This window comes from Bradyrhizobium sp. TM239 (genome assembly GCF_036247985.1).
GTDB lineage: Bacteria > Pseudomonadota > Alphaproteobacteria > Rhizobiales > Xanthobacteraceae > Bradyrhizobium > Bradyrhizobium ottawaense.
Genome location: NZ_BTIR01000032.1, coordinates 1 through 16,900 on the forward strand (window position 1 = coordinate 1; position 16,900 = coordinate 16,900).

The following is a 16,900-nucleotide window of genomic DNA, read 5'->3' on the forward strand; positions in this document are numbered from 1 at the left end:
ACAAGGGTGGGCAAAGGCGCTCTTGCGCCGTGCCCACGATCCGACTCCGGTGGAGAGAAGTGGTGGGCACGCGTTCGCTTTGCCCACCCTACGAAGCTGCCTCAGTAATTTATCCGTAAGCCCACGCCGCCGTGGATGGTGTTGCCGACCGGCTGTGGGCCGAGCGTGCCGTTGGCGAAGAGATCGACGACCCAGCCCTTCTGCACGCGGAAGCCGAGACGGCCGCCATATTCGAACCAACCCTGGTTGCCCATGGTCGGCACCACCACGCCGTCGCCGGTCACGGTGGCGACGATGCCGCTGCGGCTCGCAAACGACTGCACCCAGCCGCCATTGATATTGGTCTCGATGTTGCTGCCGAACAGATGCGTCCACTGGCCGCCGATCTTGACCAGGCTGGTGCGGTCGGTGCCGGTCGCAATGGTGGCGTCGAACGGGTTGAAGGCCACGGCATTGTCGCTATAGCCGGACACGCGCTGCCAGAGCTGCCAGACCTCGATCGAAGCTGCGACCTCGTCGCGCGGCGACACGCGGCTCATCCAGCCGGCGCGGCCGTAGACCGCGTAGTTCGAAGCGTTGGTCGAGCTCGTCACGCTCACCGGGCCGAGGCTGGTGTTGTAGCTGCGGGTGTAGCGCGCCTTCTCCCAGGGAGTCAGGATCGTTCCGACGTCGAAGAACGGACGCGACGATCCCCAATCGGTGAAGTCGTAGCGCAGCGCGAAGGCGCCGATCGGCGCGCTCGTGATCTTGTAGCCACCCTCATTGTAGTGCGTGTAGGCGATGCCGGCGAGCAGCGACAGATTGTTGGTGAGCTCCTTGCGGCCGTGGATGCCGGCCGAGAACGAGCCGGCCGAGCCGAACGCGCTGATGCAGTCGCTGCAATTGACCTGCTCGTTGACGCCGAGCAACACCGTGCCGAGCACGCGGTTGGTGATCATCTGGTTGAAGCGCTGGCCCGCGAGGCCGCCGATCGAATTGCCGCTGGAATCGGCGCCGGTCGGTGTCGGGCTCGGCGACGGATAGGGCGACGGTGACGGCGATGGGTATGGCGAGGGGGATGGGGACGGCGACGGGCTGTAGGTCGGCGTGGGCGTCGGCGAGCAATTTGTCTCGCAATTGGCCAGAGTTAGGGTTGCGGCGGCGGCCGGCTGCAGAGCCCATGTCAGCATCACGGCGGCCATGGCCATCAGCGCGGAGGCAAGCAGCAGGTCGCGGATGCGGAGCTTTGCCATCGTCAGCGCCCGCACAGCATGCCGTCTTCCTGGACGGCCGGCGTGATGGTCGGCGAGGCGCCGGCATACTGGTTCACCGCGCACAGGCCGGCACTGGCGGCGCAGTTGGCCGCGAAGGTCCAGGGCGGCGTGTTGGCCTTGGTGATCGAGACCTTGCCGCCGGTCGATGTGATGATCGCAGTGTCGCCCGGCTGGGTGAGCTGCACGCATTGGGAGCTGGTCGTGCAGACGCTGGCCGCGCCGTCCTGAAGCACGACGACGGAGCGTCCGCGCTGCGAGAGGATGTCGAGCGTGGTACCGCGCACGCCGATGGTCGCCAGCGGCGTCGTGATCTTGTAGGCGGTCTTCTCGGAATGTCCGGTGACGAAACGGAACGCGCCGGTGGTCATGCGGATCGCGACGTCGCGGTAGCTGTGCTCGTCGTTGAAGACGGTCCGGTCGAGCTTGAGCGTGGCGCTGGGGCCGAGCGACAAATTGGTGCTGTCGGCCATCACGAAGCGCGCGGCACTGTCGGCGCCGGTGCGCACGGTCTCGTCGCGCAGCATGCTGTCGCCGACACTGATCGGCGTGGTGGCCGCGGCCACGCGCACCACTTCGTTCTGGATCACGACCGCTTCGCCGACGCGCGTCTGCGCCTGCGCAGCAGGCGCCGCGCACAATGCGGCCGACGACAGGATGGGGAAGAGCCAGAAACGGAAATTCATTTCGCAACCGATCGATGTGTCCCTGATCGTACCGGATCGCGCGCGCTTCTGATGTGGCGAAATTATCACAAGCGGAGCGGTACGTGCGTTATGCTTAGTGACAGCCGCGGCGGAATGCGTTCAATGAAAGCAGCGATCTCTATTTTTGTCCGCGGTGACGCAAATTTGCCACGCAAAACATCCCCACAGCAGCTGCTTGAACGGTCCGCAGTTCCGAGATTGTCGCGAAGCGCAGTGGTAGCTGTCGCTATTTTCCTAGCTGCCCATCTCGCGCTGCTGATCGGCCTCGCGACGCCGGAGAAGTTCGTCTTCGACGAGGTGCACTATGTGCCGGCGGCGCGGCAGATGCTGGCACCGGCGATGTCGCAGCCGATGCTCAATCCGATGCATCCGCCGCTGGCCAAGGAGCTGATCGCGGCCTCGATCGCGGCCTTCGGCGACAACGCGCTCGGCTGGCGTTATCCCGCGACATTGTTCGGCGCATTGGCGATCGTCGCAATCTATCTGTGCGGCCTTGCGCTGTTCTCCGCGCAAGGGCCGGCGATCGCCGCGGCGCTGATCGCCGCCTTGAACCAGATGCTCTACGTGCAGGCGCGCATCGCCATGCTCGACATCTTTGCGCTTGGCTTCGGTCTGCTCGCGACCGCCGCCTTCATGCACGGCTTTCGACGGGAGCGGCCGCAGGCGCTGTTCGCGCTCGCTGGCAGCCTGTTCGGCCTGGCCGCTTCCTGCAAATGGAGTGGCCTGTTTCCACTCGGCGTCTGCATCGTCATCGTCGCGGTGATCCGCCTGATGCAGGGCTGGCGCACGCTATTCGCCGACGCGAAGCCGGACGACTGGTACCGGCCGGACCTGTGGCCCGGCCTGAGGCTGCATCATGTCGCGCTCTGCTTCGCCATCCTCCCGGCGATGACGTATCTTGCGGCTTTCGTTCCGCTCTACGGGGTGTCGCTACCGGATCTGGTCGAGGCGCAGCGCCGGATCTTCGCCGACAACACCACGACCGCGATCGCCGGACACACCTATATGAGCGCGTGGCCATCCTGGCCGCTGCTCGCGCGCCCGGTGTGGTTCCTGTTCGACAAGACGGGGGAGGACAACGTCTCCGCGATCGTCTTCCTCGGCAATCCGCTGGTGTTGTGGCCGGCCCTGCTCGCGGTCGCGCTCGTGCTGCGCGATTTCATCGTGCTGCGACGGTGGGATGCGTTCCTGATCGCGGCGTTCTATTTCGGTCCCTGGCTGGCCTGGGCATTGCTGCCGCGCACGCTGGGTTTCATCTACTACTACCTGCCAGCCGCCACCGCGGCGTCGCTGGCCCTGGTCTACGTGCTGCGCCGGGACGGCCTGCCGCGCTGGCTGCTCTGGGCCTATGTCGGTGTCGCCGCGACCGGTTTTGCGGTCATGCTGCCGATCTCGGCGGCCTTCATCGGCGCCTCGATGCGGAGCTTCAGCCGGCTGATGCTGTTCCAGAGCTGGATCTAGTGCCCGCTTGCGTGCATAGGTTCGGCAGAATTGTCTTGCCGGAATCAATCTGGGCGTGTGGACTGGCCTGACATGATCAGAATCGGAGAGTCGTCCCGGTGAACATGGAGGACCGTAGCGCCAGGCCAGGCCATCCCAACGCCGACTGGTTGCGTGCCGTCGTCGATACCGCGGTGGACGGCGTGATTCTGATCGACGCGCGCGGCGGCGTCCTGATGTTCAATCCGGCCTGCGAGAAGCTGTTCGGCTATCCCGCCGAGGAAGTCATCGGGCGGAACGTCAAGGTTCTGATGCCATCGTCCTACCGCGATGCGCATGACGGCTATCTTCATAATTACCACGTCAGCGGCGAGCGCAAGATCATCGGCATCGGCCGCGAAGTCGTGGGGCAGCGCAAGGACGGCTCGACCTTTCTGATGCATCTGTCGGTCGGCGAGAGCAAGCAGGCCGCCGGCGATTCGATCTTCGTCGGCATCATTCACGATCTCACCGAGCGCGAGCGGGTCGAGCGCGAGCTGCGCGAGAGCGCGGCGCGACTGCGCGCGGTCGTCGACACCGCCGTCGACGGCGTGATCCTGATCGATTCCGACGGCATCATCCTGAAGTTCAATCCGGCCTGCGAGAAGCTGTTCAAATACGAGGCCGACGAGGTGCTCGGACACAATGTCCGGATGCTGATGCCGGAGCCTTACCGCTCCGAGCATGACGGCTATATCCGCAATTTCATCGCGACCGGTGACAAGAAGATCATCGGCATCGGCCGTGAGGTGCTGGGCCGGCGCAAGGACGGCACCACCTTCCCGATGGACCTTTCGGTTGGTGAGGCCCAGCAGGACGGCTCGTCCATCTTCGTCGGCATGATCCACGATCTGACCGACCGCAAACGCACCGAGGCGCAACTGCTCCAGGCGCAGAAGATGGAGGCGGTCGGACAGCTGTCCGGCGGCATCGCTCACGACTTCAACAATCTCCTGACCGTGATCGTCGGCAACGCCGAATATCTGGCCGAGCAATTGGTCTCGCGTGGGGATATGAAGCGTCTCGCCGACGACATCTGCAGCGCCGGCGAACGCGGCGCCGAGCTGACGCAGCGACTGCTCGCCTTCAGCCGCAAGCAGTTGCTGCGGCCGGTCGAGACCGAATGCAACAAGCTCGTCGAATCCATGCACAAGCTGCTGCGGCGAACGCTGCGTGAGGACATCGAGATCGCCACCCAGGCCGATCCTGCGCTCCGGCACGCCTTTGCCGATCCCGCGCAACTGGAATCGGCGATCCTCAACCTCGCCCTCAATGCCCAGGATGCGATGGCATCAGGCGGACGCCTGACCATTTCGGCGGCGAATGCATCGCTCGATACGGGCGACCACAACGCGCATCCCGACGTCGCGCCGGGCGAATACGTCGTGATCGCGGTGACCGACACCGGTTCCGGCATGCCGAAGCGGGTGCTGGAACGCGCGTTCGAGCCCTTCTTCACCACCAAGGAGGTCGGCAAGGGCAGCGGGCTCGGGCTCAGCATGGTGTACGGCTTCGTCAAGCAATCCAACGGCCATGTCACGATCTACAGCGAGCCGGGCCTGGGAACGACCGTGCGGATCTATCTTCCGGCCGTGTTGACCAAGTCGCAGGGCGTGCCGCTGGCGGTCGCGAACGAGGTGCCACAGAGCGGTTCGGAAATCGTGCTGGTCGTCGAGGACGATCCGTTCGTCCGGTCCTACGCGGTCATGAGTCTGGAAAGCCTCGGCTACAAGGTGATTTCCGCCGTCGACGGCAAGTCTGCCTTGCGGACGCTGGCCGCAACGCCGCATATCGACCTTCTGTTCACCGATGTCGTCATGCCCGGGGGTGTCAACGGATGGGAGCTCGCGGGTCTGGCCCGCAAGGAGAGGCCCAGGCTGCACGTGCTGCTGACCTCGGGTTACGCCCTCGAAACGCTGGCGGCGAACGGCCACGTCCGGCAGGGCGCCCTGATCCTGGAAAAGCCTTACCGCAAGGCCGAGCTCGCACGGCTGGTCCGGGAGGCGCTCGCCAGCCCGGTGCCGGTCTGAGCTGCTGTTACTGGAACGCCTGCCGCATCGACGGCAGGCGTTGGGTCGTCATCGGATCACTGCCCACATCACTTCGACGCGGTCTTGGTGTCCATGTTCACGACCTGGACGCGGCGGTTGACCGGGTCGGCCCCGTTGGCGGTGTCCTTCAGCTTGGTCTTGCCGTAGCCGACGGTGACCAGATCAGTGCCGTTGAGGCCGTAGTTCTGCACCAGGTACTTCTTGATGGTGTCGGCGCGGCGCTCGGAGAGACCTTGATTGTACTCTTCGCCGCCGACCGCGTCGGTGTGGCCGGCGACCACGAAGGTCGAGCCCTTCAGCGCCGGATCGGACAGTGCCTTGCCGAGCGCCTGCACCGAGGGCACCGAGGTCTTGGCGATGTCGGCCGAGTTGTAGTCGAACTGGATCTCCAGATCGATCTTCGGTTTGGTCGCGGCGAGCTCGGCAATCTGCTCGCGCTCACCCGTCGAGAGCGAACGGGTCGAGCGGTTGCGCACGGTGTTCAGGAATGTCGATTCCTTGGCCTGCACCGCCGGATCGGCCTGCGGACCGGCGGACAGGCCGCGGGTCGCCGGCTTCGGCTTCAGTGCATCCAGGATCTGGCCTGTGGAGACATTGTTGTCACCGGCCAGGGCCAGCCCCGCCGTCATCGACAGCGCGGCCGAGAGAGTTATCGCCTTCAGTCCAAAGAACTTATCAAAACGGGTCATTGTCGTATCCTCGCTGTTACGCCTGATAGCGATTTGATGCTGCGAGCATAGGGCAGGTTCAAAGGCCCTGATGTGATCTTGGTCACGGTGGCTACAGCGCTTCCAGGCCCATCCTTGCGCATTCCCGGGCGTTTCGGGCATCGGACCGGCGCGTTTCGCGATCGCCCCGGGGGCAGGACCAATCGCACCAATAGCAGTCGTCGTAGGCTCCGCGGCGTAGGTTCAAGCAGCGGCAATCCCCGGTGTGATTGAAATCACGCTGCGAGCGCAGGCTCATTCCCTCCGTATCGCGGAGGAGCTGGCTGGCCGAAGGTTCCGGCGCCGGCGAGGGCCGGCAGGCGTGCGGGAAACCCTTGCACGCCGATGGTCGCAAAGCCGTCGCCGCACGGCCCGGCCGTGAACAAGAAATCGGCCAGATGCGCGCCTAGCAGGACGTTTGCCCCCGCCAATCGCCGAATGAAGGAGCCGAGTTCCGTCCAGTGCCGAGGCCAAGTGACTATCAGCGAGACTACCAGTTCTATCGCAGTGGCCCGCCGGATCGGACAGTGTCCCTGAGCTCAATGCCCATCTATATCGGTGCAGCCATGATCGCAGTGGCGATCCTGCTGTCGACGCTGATCACGGGGCTGACCTCCCGCTATGTCGGACTTGAAGCGCCGACCGACGAGAACGTGTGGCTGGTCGACCGCCTCACCGGTAGCGTCTATCGCTGCCAGGCGGAGGCGCGCGGCAAGGCCTTGTGCGAGCCGGATGTCGCCACCGGAAGCCTCGGCGACCGGCCCAAAGCGTCGAAGGATGGCCGCTGAGACGGCCTGTCTTTGCATCGCAGCAAGAAAGAAAATTGTCTTCTCCACGAAACGTCTCTGCTGGAAGATACGTAATTGCGAAGGCCGGCATGACGCCGGTTTCGTTTTACTTGAGGAGATGTTTCGATGAAGACTTTGCTCACCGCCGCAGCCTTTGTCGCGTTTGCTTTTTCGCCCGCGTCCGCCGCGATGATGGCGTGCACCAGCGATAACATGATGAAGACCGCCGCCACGATGGGCGGCACACCCGACACGCCGGCAAAAATGGCGGCGAACAAGGAAATGGCCATGGCCAACATGGACATGAGCAACGGCAAGATGAAGAGCGCCTGCATGCACTACATGAAGTCGCAGAAGGCGATGATGATGAAGTAGGCGCGAGGCGCGCCTACCATCCTGCCGCGCTGTCAGCAGCTGGCAGCGCGGTTTTTCTCTGACCGCTCCTTTGCCGTCTTCGTTCTCTTCTCCTTTCTCTTGGCGCGAATCTCGCTACATTGCTTCCCGCAATGTCACGCGCGCCCAAACCGCTCCCCCTCACCACGACACAGGCCCGGCAGATCTGGCTGCATGCGCAGCGGCTGGATGAGCGCGCGCCGTTCGGCGACGGAGCTCAGGCCGTCGCGGACGCGGTCGCTCATCTCGGCTATGTGCAGATCGACACCATCAACGTCATCGAGCGCTGCCATCACCACATTCTGTTCAGCCGTATCCCGTCCTACCGGCGCGCCGACCTGCGCCACGCCCAGAGCGTCGACAGAAGCGTGTTTGAGTATTGGACGCACGCGCTCTCCTACGTACCCGCCGGCGACTTCCGCTTCTTCCTGCCGGCGATGCGCGAGCACCGCCGCGAAGGGCACAAATGGTTCGCCTCGGTGAAGCCGGCCGACACGCGCAAGGTGATGCGGCTGGTGCGCGCCGCGCCGCTGACGATCCGCGACATCGAGGACGACGTGCTCACCGAGAAGGAGCATCTGTGGCAAAGCCGCAAGCCCTCGAAGCGGGCCTTGCAGCTCGCCTTCTATACCGGCGCCGTGACCATCAGCGAGCGGCAGGGCATGCTCAAGACCTATGAGCTGATGACGCGGCATTTCGGCTGGGACACACTGCCGAGGCCGGCGTCGGCCAAGGAGATTACGACCTATCTGCTCGATCGCGCGTTGCGGTCGCAGGGCGTGGTGAGTCTGGATTCGATCTGCCACCTCGATGCGCCGCGCAAGAAGGCGGTGGCCGGCCTGATCGCCTCGCGTGTCCGCCGCGGCGAGCTCGTGCCTGTTGCGATCGACGGCGCCGGCAAGCAGGAGCATTGGGCCGCGCCGGCCGCGCTCGGGGTGGACGGCGAGGCGGTCTCACCTGATCTCGTCCACATCCTCTCGCCGTTCGACCCGCTGATCATCCAGCGCAAGCGCACCAGTCTCATCTTCGGCTACAACCACCTGTTCGAGGCCTATGTGCCGAAGGCCAAACGCAAGCTCGGCTATTTTGCGCTGCCGGTGCTGGTCGGCGACGAGATCGTCGCCGCGCTCGATCTGAAGACCGACCGGCAGGCAAAGAAGCTGCTGATGCAGAAATGGACCTGGGTCGGGCAGGGCAAGAAGACGGCGGGGCGCAAGGAGCTCAAGCAAAAGATCGAGGACGAGCTCGATCGCTTCGAGCGGTTTCAATTGGCGGAGTGAGCACGCTTCGCCACGGTCTCGGTCTCGTAGGGTGGGCAAAGCGAAGCGTGCCCACCATCATTGGAAGCGAAGCGAAATGGTGGGCACGGCGCTAAGGCGCCTTTGCCCACCCTACGAGACTACGCACCGCGACGAGCCGATCGATCCAGACGCCGAACGCAACCCCAACCGCATAAGTCACCAGATTCCACAGCGAGAAGATGCGGCCGAGCAGCAGTGCGCCGGCTGTCGTCAGCCGGAACGCATCGAACCAGGGCGCATGCACCAGCCGGGAGAATTCCACGACGACTGCGATCATCGCCGCGATGGCCGCAATCTGTGTCCGCGTCAGCCGCGGCAGCAGAACCCCGACCAGCAGAAACACCATCGTCGCCCACAGCAGCGAGCCGCCGTATTTCACGACGAAGGCAGGCAGGCCGAGCGGAAAGCCGTACCAGCGCAGGGACAATCCGCAGACGATCATCGCGAGCGCGAGGGCGGCGCGGGTCAGCGATGTCCGTAACAGCGCAACAGGTTTATCCGGCTGCGTCCCGTGCATTGCTTGCTCCATTGACTCTTTGGCCGCGATGCTGAAAACCGCAACCAGCCCATAAAAGCAACAACCCAGGGGGAAGCCATGAGCCAGACCACGACCTATGCCGGTTCCGCCGGCGCCACCAAGTCGGAAATCGAGACCTCGACGATCCGCGCCATCTCCTGGCGCCTGATTCCGTTCCTGGTGCTGGCCTACTTCTTCTCCTATCTCGACCGCGTCAATCTCGGCTTCGCCGCGCTGACCATGAATGCGGAGCTGAAGTTCACGCCGCTGATCTTCTCCTGGGGCGCCGGCATCTTCTTCTTCGGCTATTTCATCTTCGAGGTCCCGAGTAATCTCGCGCTGGAGAAGTTCGGCGCCAGCCGCTGGATCGCCCGCATCATGGTGACCTGGGGCATCATCTCCGCCCTGATGGCGCTCGTCAGCGGTGTCACGAGCTTCTACGTCCTGCGCTTCCTGCTCGGTGTCGCCGAGGCCGGCTTCTTCCCCGGCATCATCCTCTATCTCACCTATTGGTATCCGGCCGAATATCGCGCCCGCTTCCTTGCGGCCTTCGCCATCGCCGTGCCGGTCTCGACCGTGATCGGTGCACCGATCTCGGGCCTGCTGCTCGGGCTCGACGGTACGATGGGCCTGAAGGGCTGGCAGTGGCTCTTCATCATCGAGGGCATTCCCTCGGTGCTGCTCGGCATCGTCACCTGGTTCTATCTCACCGACAAGCCGGAGAAGGCGGATTGGCTGTCGGCCGAGCAGAAGGCGTGGCTGAAGGCGAAGCTCGATTCGGAAATCGCAGCGAAGCAGGCGGTGAAGCATTTCTCGCTCGGCGAAGCGCTGTCCTCGCCCAAGGTGATCGCGCTCAGCCTGATCTATTTCGGTTTCGTCGGCGCGCTCTACGGCATGCAGTTCTGGCTGCCGCAGATCGTCAAGGCGTTCGGGCTGACCAACGCGCAGACCGGCTTCGTCACCGCGATCCCGTATCTGTTCGGCACCATCGCCATGATCCTGTGGGCGCGGCACTCCGATGCCACGCGCGAACGCGTGAAGCATGTCGGCGCGCCGCTGCTGCTCACCGCCGTTGCGCTCGCCGTCTCCAGCTACCTCACCGATCCCACCATGACGATGGTGGTGCTGACGGTGGCCGCGATCGGCGTGTTCTGCTGTTTCGGCGTGTTCTGGACGCTGCCGACCGCCTGGCTCTCGGGCACGGCCGCGGCCGGCGCCATCGCCCTGATCAACTCGATCGGCAACCTCGCCGGCTTCGGCGGGCCCTATTTGATCGGCTGGGTCAAGGAAGCCACCGGCCAGACCTCGACCGGCCTGCTGGTGCTCGCTGTGCTGCCCCTGATCGCCGGCATCCTGGTGTTCGTCGGTGGCCACGACAGCAAGCACGAGTTTGTCGAGCACGGGCGGTAGAGCAGGCTAACCTTTTGGCTCCGTAGGGTGGGCAAAGGCGCTCTTCGCGCCGTGCCCACCATTTTCCAAATGATTTGGCGTGGCGGGCACGCTGCGCTTTGCGCACCCTACGATAGCACCTTCGGCGCAGACGTTCAGCGCTCCTTACGACCCCTTAACGATCACGCATTCCTGATGACTGACGATTATTGACTTTCATCAGTGATTAGTCGACATTCCTCTCATTCGAGATGGAGTGTCCTTCGATGTTCGTCCGGTCGGTTTTGTCGAGCTATTCCAGGCTGTTGGCAGGTGTGTCGCTGGCCCTGATGGCGGCCAGCCTGGCCGGGTGCAATGACACCGTCGCCGAGAAGGCCGAGCCGCCGCGGCCGGTTCTGGTCGCAACAGCGCACTATGATGCCGAGACGCCGGAGCGCAGCTTCGTCGGCACCGTCAGGCCCCGGATCGAGAGCGATCTGGGCTTCCGCGTTGCCGGCAAGGTCGCCAAGCGCCTTGTGGAAGTCGGCCAGACCGTCGAAATCGGCCAGCCGCTCGCCACTCTCGACGAGGTCGACCTCAAGCTCCAGGCCGAGCAATCCGTCGCCGAGCAGACCGCCGCGACCGGCGTGCTGGCCCAGGCCGCCGCCGCCGAGCAGCGCGCCAAGGATTTGAAAGCCAAGGGCTGGACCACGGACGCGCAGCTGGATTCGAGCCGGGCATCGGCCGACGAGGCCCGCGCGCGCCTTGACCGTGCCGTCCGCTCGGTCGAGCTGACCAAGAATTCCCTTTCCTACGCGACGCTCAACGCCGACGCCCGAGGCGTCGTCACCGCAACGCTGATCGAGCCCGGCCAGGTGGTCTCCGCGGGCCAGGCTTCGATCCGTGTCGCCCGCTTTGCCGAGAAGGAAGCGGTCGTCGCGATCCCTGAGACGCTGGTCGGACGTGCCAAGTCGGGCGCCGCCAGCGTCACTCTTTGGTCGGAGCCGGGCAAGAAATATACGGCCAAGCTGCGCGAGATCGCGCCCACCGCGGATACCGCCACGCGCACCTATCTTGCAAAGTTCTCGCTGCCGGAGGCCGACGACAAGGTTTCGCTCGGCATGACCGCGACGCTGACGCTGTCGGACGCCGCAACCGAGCGCGTCGCGCGGCTGCCGCTGTCGGCGCTGTTCAACGAAGGCGGCAAGCCCTCCTTCTACGTCGTCGACGACAATGGCTCCGTCACGCTGAAGCCGGTGGTGGTGAAGTCCTACGAGAGCAACGACGTCGTCATCACCAGCGGTGTGGAGGAGGGCGCCAAGATCGTTGCCCTCGGTGTGCAGAAGCTCGATCCGGGCCAGCGGGTGCGGATCGTCTCGTCGCTGTCGTTTTAGGTCACGTTTTACGAGTCACGTCGTGTGAGGCGAGTTTCGGCCCGAGCGCAAATGCGAAGGCTGAAGCGGCGAAGCGATCCAGAATCTGCCCAGCCCCCTGGATTGCTTCGCTGCCTTGCGACGACGGCTTGAACAGAGTGGCTGTCGTTTTTTGGCAATTGGATCGTCTTTTCGGAGAGAGCGATGAAGCGCTTCAACCTTTCGGCCTGGGCCGTCAGCCATCCGACGCTGGTTCTCTTCCTGATGCTCGTGCTCGGCGTCGCCGGCTTCTTCTCCTATGAGAAGCTCGGCCGCGCCGAGGATCCGTTCTTCACCGTGAAGGTGGTCAACGTCTCCGTGATCTGGCCCGGCGCGACCGCGCAGGAGATGCAGACCCAGGTCGCCGATCCCATCGAGAAGAAGATCCAGGAGCTGCCCTATTTCGAGAAGGTGCAGACCTATTCCAAGCCCGCCTTTACCGCGCTCCAGGTCACCTTCCGCGACTCCACGCCGCCGAAGGACGTGCCTTACCTGTTCTATCTTCTGCGCAAGAAGCTGGTCGACGTGCAGGGCCAGCTGCCCTCCGGCATCCTCGGACCCGTCGTCAATGACGAATTCTCCGACGTCGATTCCATCCTCTACATGATGACCGGCGACGGCGCCGACTATGCCCAGCTCAAGAAGGTCTCGGAAGGATTCCGTCAGCGCCTCCTGAAGGTGCCGGGCGTGACCAAGGTCGACGTCTACGGCAACCAGGATGAGCGCATCTTCGTCGAGTTCTCCCACGCCAAGCTCGCCACCCTCGGCATCACCCCGCAGGCGCTGTTCGATTCGCTCGCCAAGCAGAACAACGTGACGCCGGCCGGCACGGTGGAAACCTCCTCGCAGCGCGTGCCGCTGCGCGTTACCGGCGCGCTCGACGGTGCCAAGGCCGTCGCCGAGACGCCGGTCGAGAGCAACGGCCGCGTGTTCCGCCTCGGCGATATCGCCACCGTCACTCATGGCTATGTCGATCCGCCCAGCTTCGTCGTCCGTCAGGAAGGCAAGGCCGCGATCGGCATCGGTGTCGTCACCGCCAAGGGCGCCAACATCCTCGAGCTCGGCAAGGAGGTCGAGAAGGCGACGGCCGAGTTCATGAAGGCGGTGCCGCAGGGCGTCGACGTCAAGCTGATTGCCGACCAGCCCAAGGTGGTCGAGCACGCCGTCGGCGAGTTCGTGCACTCCTTCATGGAAGCCCTCGTCATCGTGCTGTTCGTCTCGTTCCTGGCGCTCGGCTGGCGCACCGGCATCGTGGTCGCGCTGTCGGTGCCCCTGGTGCTCGGCATCGTCTTCGTCGTCATGAACATGATGTCGCTCGATCTGCACCGCATCACGCTGGGTGCGCTGATCATCGCGCTCGGCCTGCTCGTCGACGACGCCATCATCGCGGTCGAGATGATGGTGGTGAAGATGGAGCAGGGCTGGGACCGCATGCGCGCGGCGTCGTTTGCCTGGGAATCTACGGCGTTTCCGATGCTCACGGGAACGCTGGTCACGGCCGCTGGCTTCCTCCCCATCGGCTTTGCCAATTCCGCGGTCGGCGAATATGCCGGCAGCATCTTCTGGATCGTGGCGATCGCGCTGGTCGCCTCCTGGTTCGTGGCGGTGATCTTCACGCCCTACATCGGCGTCATGCTGCTGCCCAACATCAAGGTGCACCACAATCACGATCCGCACGCGGTCTACGAGACCCGCATGTACCGGGGCCTGCGCGCCATTGTACAATGGTGTGTCAACCACCGCATCACCGTGGTGGTCGCGACCGTCGGCGTCTTCATCGCCTCGGTCGTCGGCTTCGGCCATGTCCAGCAGCAGTTCTTCCCGCTGTCGGAGCGGCCCGAGCTGTTCTTCCAGCTGCGCCTGCCCGAGGGCACCGCCTTCAACGTCACCGAGAAGGCGGTGAAGAAGGCCGAGACGCTGCTGAAGGACGACAAGGACATCGAGACCTATACGTCCTATGTCGGCCAGGGCTCGCCGCGATTCTGGCTCGGCCTCAATCCGCAGCTGCCGAACGAGGCCTTTGCCGAGATCGTTGTCGTCGCCAAGGGCGTCGAGGGGCGCGAGCGCGTCAAGGCCAAGATCGAGAACGCGGTTGCCGACGGCATGCTGTCCGAGGCGCGCGTCCGCGTCGACCGCTTCAACTTCGGCCCGCCGGTCGGTTTCCCCGTGCAGTTCCGCGTGATCGGCCCCGACGCCAACAAGGTGCGCGAGATCGCCTATCAGGTCCGCGACGTGATGCGGCAGAACAAGAGCGTCAAGGATGTCCAGCTCGACTGGAACGAGCAGTCGCCCTACCTCAAGCTCGTCGTCGACCAGGACCGTGCCCGCGCCATGGGCCTGACCCCGCAGGACGTGTCGCAGGCGCTCGCGATGCTGATCTCGGGCTCGCAGGTCACGACCGTGCGCGACGGCATCGAGAAGGTCGGCGTGGTCGCCCGTGCGATCCCGTCCGAGCGCCTCGACCTCGGCGGCGTCGGTGATCTCACCATCACCTCGCGCAACGGCGTTGCCGTGCCGCTGCAGCAGATCGCCAAGATCGAGTATGCCCATGAGGAGCCGATCATGTGGCGGCGCAACCGCGACATGGCCATCACCGTGCGCTCCGACGTGGTCGACGGCGTGCAGGCGCCCGACGTCACCGGCCAGATCACGCCGAAGCTGAAGGCGATCAAGGACCACCTCGAGCCGGCCTACCGCATCGAGCCGGGCGGCGCGTTCGAGGAATCCGCCAAGGGCAACGCCTCGATCTTCGTCCTCTTCCCGCTGATGGTCATGGTGATGCTGACGCTGCTGATGATTCAGCTGCAGAGCTTCTCGCGCCTGATCCTGGTGTTCCTGACTGCACCGCTCGGCATCGTCGGCGCCTCCTTCGGCCTCAACGTCGCCAATGCCCCGTTCGGCTTCGTGGCGCTGCTCGGCCTGATCGCGCTCGCCGGCATGATCATGCGCAACACGGTCATCCTGGTCGACCAGATCGAGACCGACGTCTCCCATGGCCTGACCCGGCGCGAGGCGATCGTGGAGGCCACCGTCCGCCGCGCCCGTCCGGTGGTGCTGACGGCGCTCGCGGCCATCCTCGCCATGATCCCGTTGTCGCGCTCGGCTTTCTGGGGCCCGATGGCGATCACCATCATGGGCGGCCTGTTCGTCGCGACGTTCCTGACGCTGCTGTACCTGCCGGGCCTCTACGCGCTGTGGTTCAGGAAGAGCCTGGACGAGGCGGGGACCCCCGAGCAGCCTGCCGCGCCGCAGCATGGGAGCAATGACCCGCACGCAATTCCGCTTGCTGAAGCGGCTGAATAAGTGAGATGAAGTGCTGATTGACGAGTCCTGACAGATGACACTGATTGCGGAACATATCGAAGGCGACACCCGGGATCGTATTCTCGAGGTGGCCGAGCGGCTGTTCCGCCAGATCGGCTACCAGAAGACCACGGTCGGCGACATCGCCAAGGAACTCAGGATGAGCCCCGCCAACGTCTATCGCTTCTTCGAATCGAAGAAGGCGATCCATCAGTCGGTGGCGCGGGGCCTGATGGGCGAGGTCGAGCTCGAAGCACAGCGGATCGTGGCGAGGCCGGGTCCGGTGATCCCGCGCTTCCGCGAGCTGCTCACCACCATCCATCGCATGAACACCGAGCGCTATGTCGGCGACAACAAGCTGCACGAGATGGTCGAGATCGCGATGCAGGAGGACTGGGAGGTCTGCGTCTCCCATATGGAGTGCATTGCCGGGGTGATCGGCCAGATGATCGCGCAAGGCGTCGCCTCCGGCGAGTTCGAGGCGGGCGACCTGCAACTGGCCTCGTTGTGCTCCTGCACCGCGATGATGCGCTTCTTCCACCCCCAGATGATCGCCCAATGTGCCACCAAGCCGGGCCCCACCATCGACCAGATGATCGATTTCGTCATCGCGGGTCTGTCACCGCGCCACTGACGGGCGTTGGAATTTCCCCCTATAACGCGTCGGCCGCTCCAGCAGACGATGGCGGGCAATGACGATCAGGGGAAAGCCAGCGTGACCGACAAGGACCTCTACTTCTACGAGCCCTCCAAGGGCCACGGCCTCAAGCATGATCCCTTCAACGCCATCATCGCGCCGCGGCCGATCGGCTGGATCTCCTCGCGCGATACCAAGGGTCACGTCAATCTCGCGCCCTACAGCTTCTTCAATGCCTTCTGTTACGTGCCGCCGATCATCGGCTTCTCCTCCACCAATTGGAAGGATACGGTGGAGAACATCCAGCAGACCGGCGAGTTCGTCTGGAATCTCGCCACCATGGACCTCGCCAAGCACATGAACGCGACCGCCGCGCATGTCGGCCCTGAGGTCGACGAGTTCGAGATCGCGGGCCTCACCGCCGTGCCCGGCAAGCTCGTCAACGTGCCGCGCGTCGGCGAGAGCCCGGTCGCCTTCGAGTGCAAGGTGTCCGACATCGTCCGCCTCAAAGGCGCCGACGGCAAGGAGGCCGACGCCTGGCTGACGCTGGGCGAGGTCGTCGCCGTGCACATCGACAAGGCCATGATCAAGGACGGCGTCTACCAGACCGCCGCCGCCCGCCCGATCGTCCGCGCCGGCCGCCGCGGAGATTATTTCGAGATCAAGCCGGAAAACATGTTCGAGATGGTGCGGCCGGATTAGGCCGGGCCACCGCTCCTTCCACGCCGTCATTCCGGGGCGACGCGTCAGCGTCGAGCCCGGAATCCATTGAGCCGCAGAGTGCGTGGATGAATGGATTCCAGGCTCGCGCCAAGAGGCGCGCCCCGGAATGACGTGGGGAGACATCTGGCCCCATCCCTCTCCCGGAACTGCCCCCGCACCCCGGCCGTTATGGCCCCGGGGCGGCCGCCCGGCCGCGTCAATGTCGCAGGCGAAGTCTTCACCTTCGCCGCCCACTTTCCGCTAAAATGCCCGACAACCGCGCCG

At 64.6% G+C, this 16,900-nt stretch carries 14 protein-coding genes; 10 read left to right on the forward strand and 4 right to left on the reverse strand.

Features of this window, described 5'->3' with window-relative positions:
* Positions 1-101: 101 nt before the first annotated feature.
* Positions 102-1,232, reverse strand: a complete 1,131-nt coding sequence (locus AABA84_RS34360; protein ID WP_212249225.1) for a hypothetical protein — start codon at positions 1,230-1,232, stop codon at positions 102-104.
* Positions 1,233-1,234: 2 nt separating this feature from the next.
* Positions 1,235-1,936 (reverse strand): FecR family protein, encoded by a 702-nt coding sequence (locus tag AABA84_RS34365; RefSeq protein ID WP_338314324.1) that lies wholly within the window; start codon positions 1,934-1,936, stop codon positions 1,235-1,237.
* 51 nt (positions 1,937-1,987) lie between these two features.
* Between AABA84_RS34365 and AABA84_RS34370 the strand changes: the two genes are divergently transcribed.
* Together AABA84_RS34370 and AABA84_RS34375 are read left to right on the forward strand one after the other, a co-directional pair.
* Positions 1,988-3,418, forward strand: coding sequence for a phospholipid carrier-dependent glycosyltransferase (locus tag AABA84_RS34370; protein ID WP_212249227.1), 1,431 nt, complete (start codon positions 1,988-1,990; stop codon positions 3,416-3,418).
* Positions 3,419-3,522: 104 nt separating this feature from the next.
* Entirely contained in the window at positions 3,523-5,466 is a 1,944-nt protein-coding gene (locus tag AABA84_RS34375) for a hybrid sensor histidine kinase/response regulator (RefSeq protein WP_338314337.1), read from the forward strand.
* A gap of 68 nt (positions 5,467-5,534) precedes the next feature.
* Here the strand turns inward: AABA84_RS34375 and AABA84_RS34380 are convergent, their stop codons facing one another.
* Complete coding sequence (locus AABA84_RS34380) at positions 5,535-6,176, reverse strand: OmpA family protein (protein ID WP_338314325.1); 642 nt, start codon at positions 6,174-6,176, stop codon at positions 5,535-5,537.
* 560 nt (positions 6,177-6,736) lie between these two features.
* Here AABA84_RS34380 and AABA84_RS34385 point away from each other — a divergent pair.
* The 3 genes from AABA84_RS34385 (at position 6,737) to AABA84_RS34395 (ending at position 8,655) form a co-directional block, all read left to right on the forward strand.
* A complete protein-coding gene (locus AABA84_RS34385) occupies positions 6,737-6,982 on the forward strand; it encodes a hypothetical protein (RefSeq protein ID WP_212249229.1) in 246 nt (81 codons plus the stop codon).
* A gap of 126 nt (positions 6,983-7,108) precedes the next feature.
* Positions 7,109-7,357 carry a hypothetical protein gene (locus tag AABA84_RS34390; protein WP_212249230.1) on the forward strand — a complete coding sequence of 83 codons (249 nt, stop codon included), beginning with the start codon at positions 7,109-7,111 and terminating at the stop codon, positions 7,355-7,357.
* Between the two features lie 131 nt (positions 7,358-7,488).
* Positions 7,489-8,655 carry a winged helix-turn-helix domain-containing protein gene (locus AABA84_RS34395; RefSeq protein ID WP_338314326.1) on the forward strand — a complete coding sequence of 389 codons (1,167 nt, stop codon included), beginning with the start codon at positions 7,489-7,491 and terminating at the stop codon, positions 8,653-8,655.
* 91 nt (positions 8,656-8,746) lie between these two features.
* On the opposite strand, the gene AABA84_RS34400 is transcribed toward AABA84_RS34395, so the two are convergent.
* Entirely contained in the window at positions 8,747-9,193 is a 447-nt protein-coding gene (locus AABA84_RS34400; RefSeq protein ID WP_212249232.1) for a ribosomal maturation YjgA family protein, read from the reverse strand.
* A 78-nt stretch (positions 9,194-9,271) separates the two neighbouring features.
* On the opposite strand from AABA84_RS34400, the gene AABA84_RS34405 reads away from it, so the two are divergent.
* From AABA84_RS34405 to AABA84_RS34425, 5 genes are all read left to right on the forward strand, one after another.
* Positions 9,272-10,603 (forward strand): MFS transporter, encoded by a 1,332-nt coding sequence (locus AABA84_RS34405; protein WP_338314327.1) that lies wholly within the window; start codon positions 9,272-9,274, stop codon positions 10,601-10,603.
* Positions 10,604-10,848: 245 nt separating this feature from the next.
* Entirely contained in the window at positions 10,849-11,955 is a 1,107-nt protein-coding gene (locus tag AABA84_RS34410) for an efflux RND transporter periplasmic adaptor subunit (protein WP_338308888.1), read from the forward strand.
* A 183-nt stretch (positions 11,956-12,138) separates the two neighbouring features.
* Positions 12,139-15,276 (forward strand): efflux RND transporter permease subunit, encoded by a 3,138-nt coding sequence (locus AABA84_RS34415; RefSeq protein WP_212249235.1) that lies wholly within the window; start codon positions 12,139-12,141, stop codon positions 15,274-15,276.
* A gap of 34 nt (positions 15,277-15,310) precedes the next feature.
* The gene (locus AABA84_RS34420) at positions 15,311-15,910 is read left to right on the forward strand and encodes a TetR/AcrR family transcriptional regulator (protein WP_212249236.1); all 600 of its coding nucleotides are present in this window, start codon (positions 15,311-15,313) and stop codon (positions 15,908-15,910) included.
* An 81-nt stretch (positions 15,911-15,991) separates the two neighbouring features.
* On the forward strand, positions 15,992-16,615 hold the full coding sequence (locus tag AABA84_RS34425) for a flavin reductase family protein (RefSeq protein ID WP_212249237.1): 624 nt from the start codon (positions 15,992-15,994) through the stop codon (positions 16,613-16,615).
* Positions 16,616-16,900 lie beyond the last annotated feature (285 nt).

What these genes read in the sequence shown, in the direction of transcription:
- AABA84_RS34390 (WP_212249230.1), top strand. Translation starts at nt 7,109, where the DNA reads ATGAAGACTTTGCTCACCGCCGCAGCCTTTGTCGCGTTTGCTTTTTCG.
- AABA84_RS34380 (WP_338314325.1), bottom strand. Translation starts at nt 6,176, where the DNA reads ATGACCCGTTTTGATAAGTTCTTTGGACTGAAGGCGATAACTCTCTCG.
- AABA84_RS34395 (WP_338314326.1), top strand. Translation starts at nt 7,489, where the DNA reads ATGTCACGCGCGCCCAAACCGCTCCCCCTCACCACGACACAGGCCCGG.
- AABA84_RS34410 (WP_338308888.1), top strand. Translation starts at nt 10,849, where the DNA reads ATGTTCGTCCGGTCGGTTTTGTCGAGCTATTCCAGGCTGTTGGCAGGT.
- AABA84_RS34415 (WP_212249235.1), top strand. Translation starts at nt 12,139, where the DNA reads ATGAAGCGCTTCAACCTTTCGGCCTGGGCCGTCAGCCATCCGACGCTG.
- AABA84_RS34370 (WP_212249227.1), top strand. Translation starts at nt 1,988, where the DNA reads ATGTGGCGAAATTATCACAAGCGGAGCGGTACGTGCGTTATGCTTAGT.
- AABA84_RS34360 (WP_212249225.1), bottom strand. Translation starts at nt 1,232, where the DNA reads ATGGCAAAGCTCCGCATCCGCGACCTGCTGCTTGCCTCCGCGCTGATG.
- AABA84_RS34375 (WP_338314337.1), top strand. Translation starts at nt 3,523, where the DNA reads ATGGAGGACCGTAGCGCCAGGCCAGGCCATCCCAACGCCGACTGGTTG.
- AABA84_RS34400 (WP_212249232.1), bottom strand. Translation starts at nt 9,193, where the DNA reads ATGCACGGGACGCAGCCGGATAAACCTGTTGCGCTGTTACGGACATCG.
- AABA84_RS34420 (WP_212249236.1), top strand. Translation starts at nt 15,311, where the DNA reads ATGACACTGATTGCGGAACATATCGAAGGCGACACCCGGGATCGTATT.
- AABA84_RS34385 (WP_212249229.1), top strand. Translation starts at nt 6,737, where the DNA reads ATGCCCATCTATATCGGTGCAGCCATGATCGCAGTGGCGATCCTGCTG.
- AABA84_RS34405 (WP_338314327.1), top strand. Translation starts at nt 9,272, where the DNA reads ATGAGCCAGACCACGACCTATGCCGGTTCCGCCGGCGCCACCAAGTCG.
- AABA84_RS34365 (WP_338314324.1), bottom strand. Translation starts at nt 1,936, where the DNA reads ATGAATTTCCGTTTCTGGCTCTTCCCCATCCTGTCGTCGGCCGCATTG.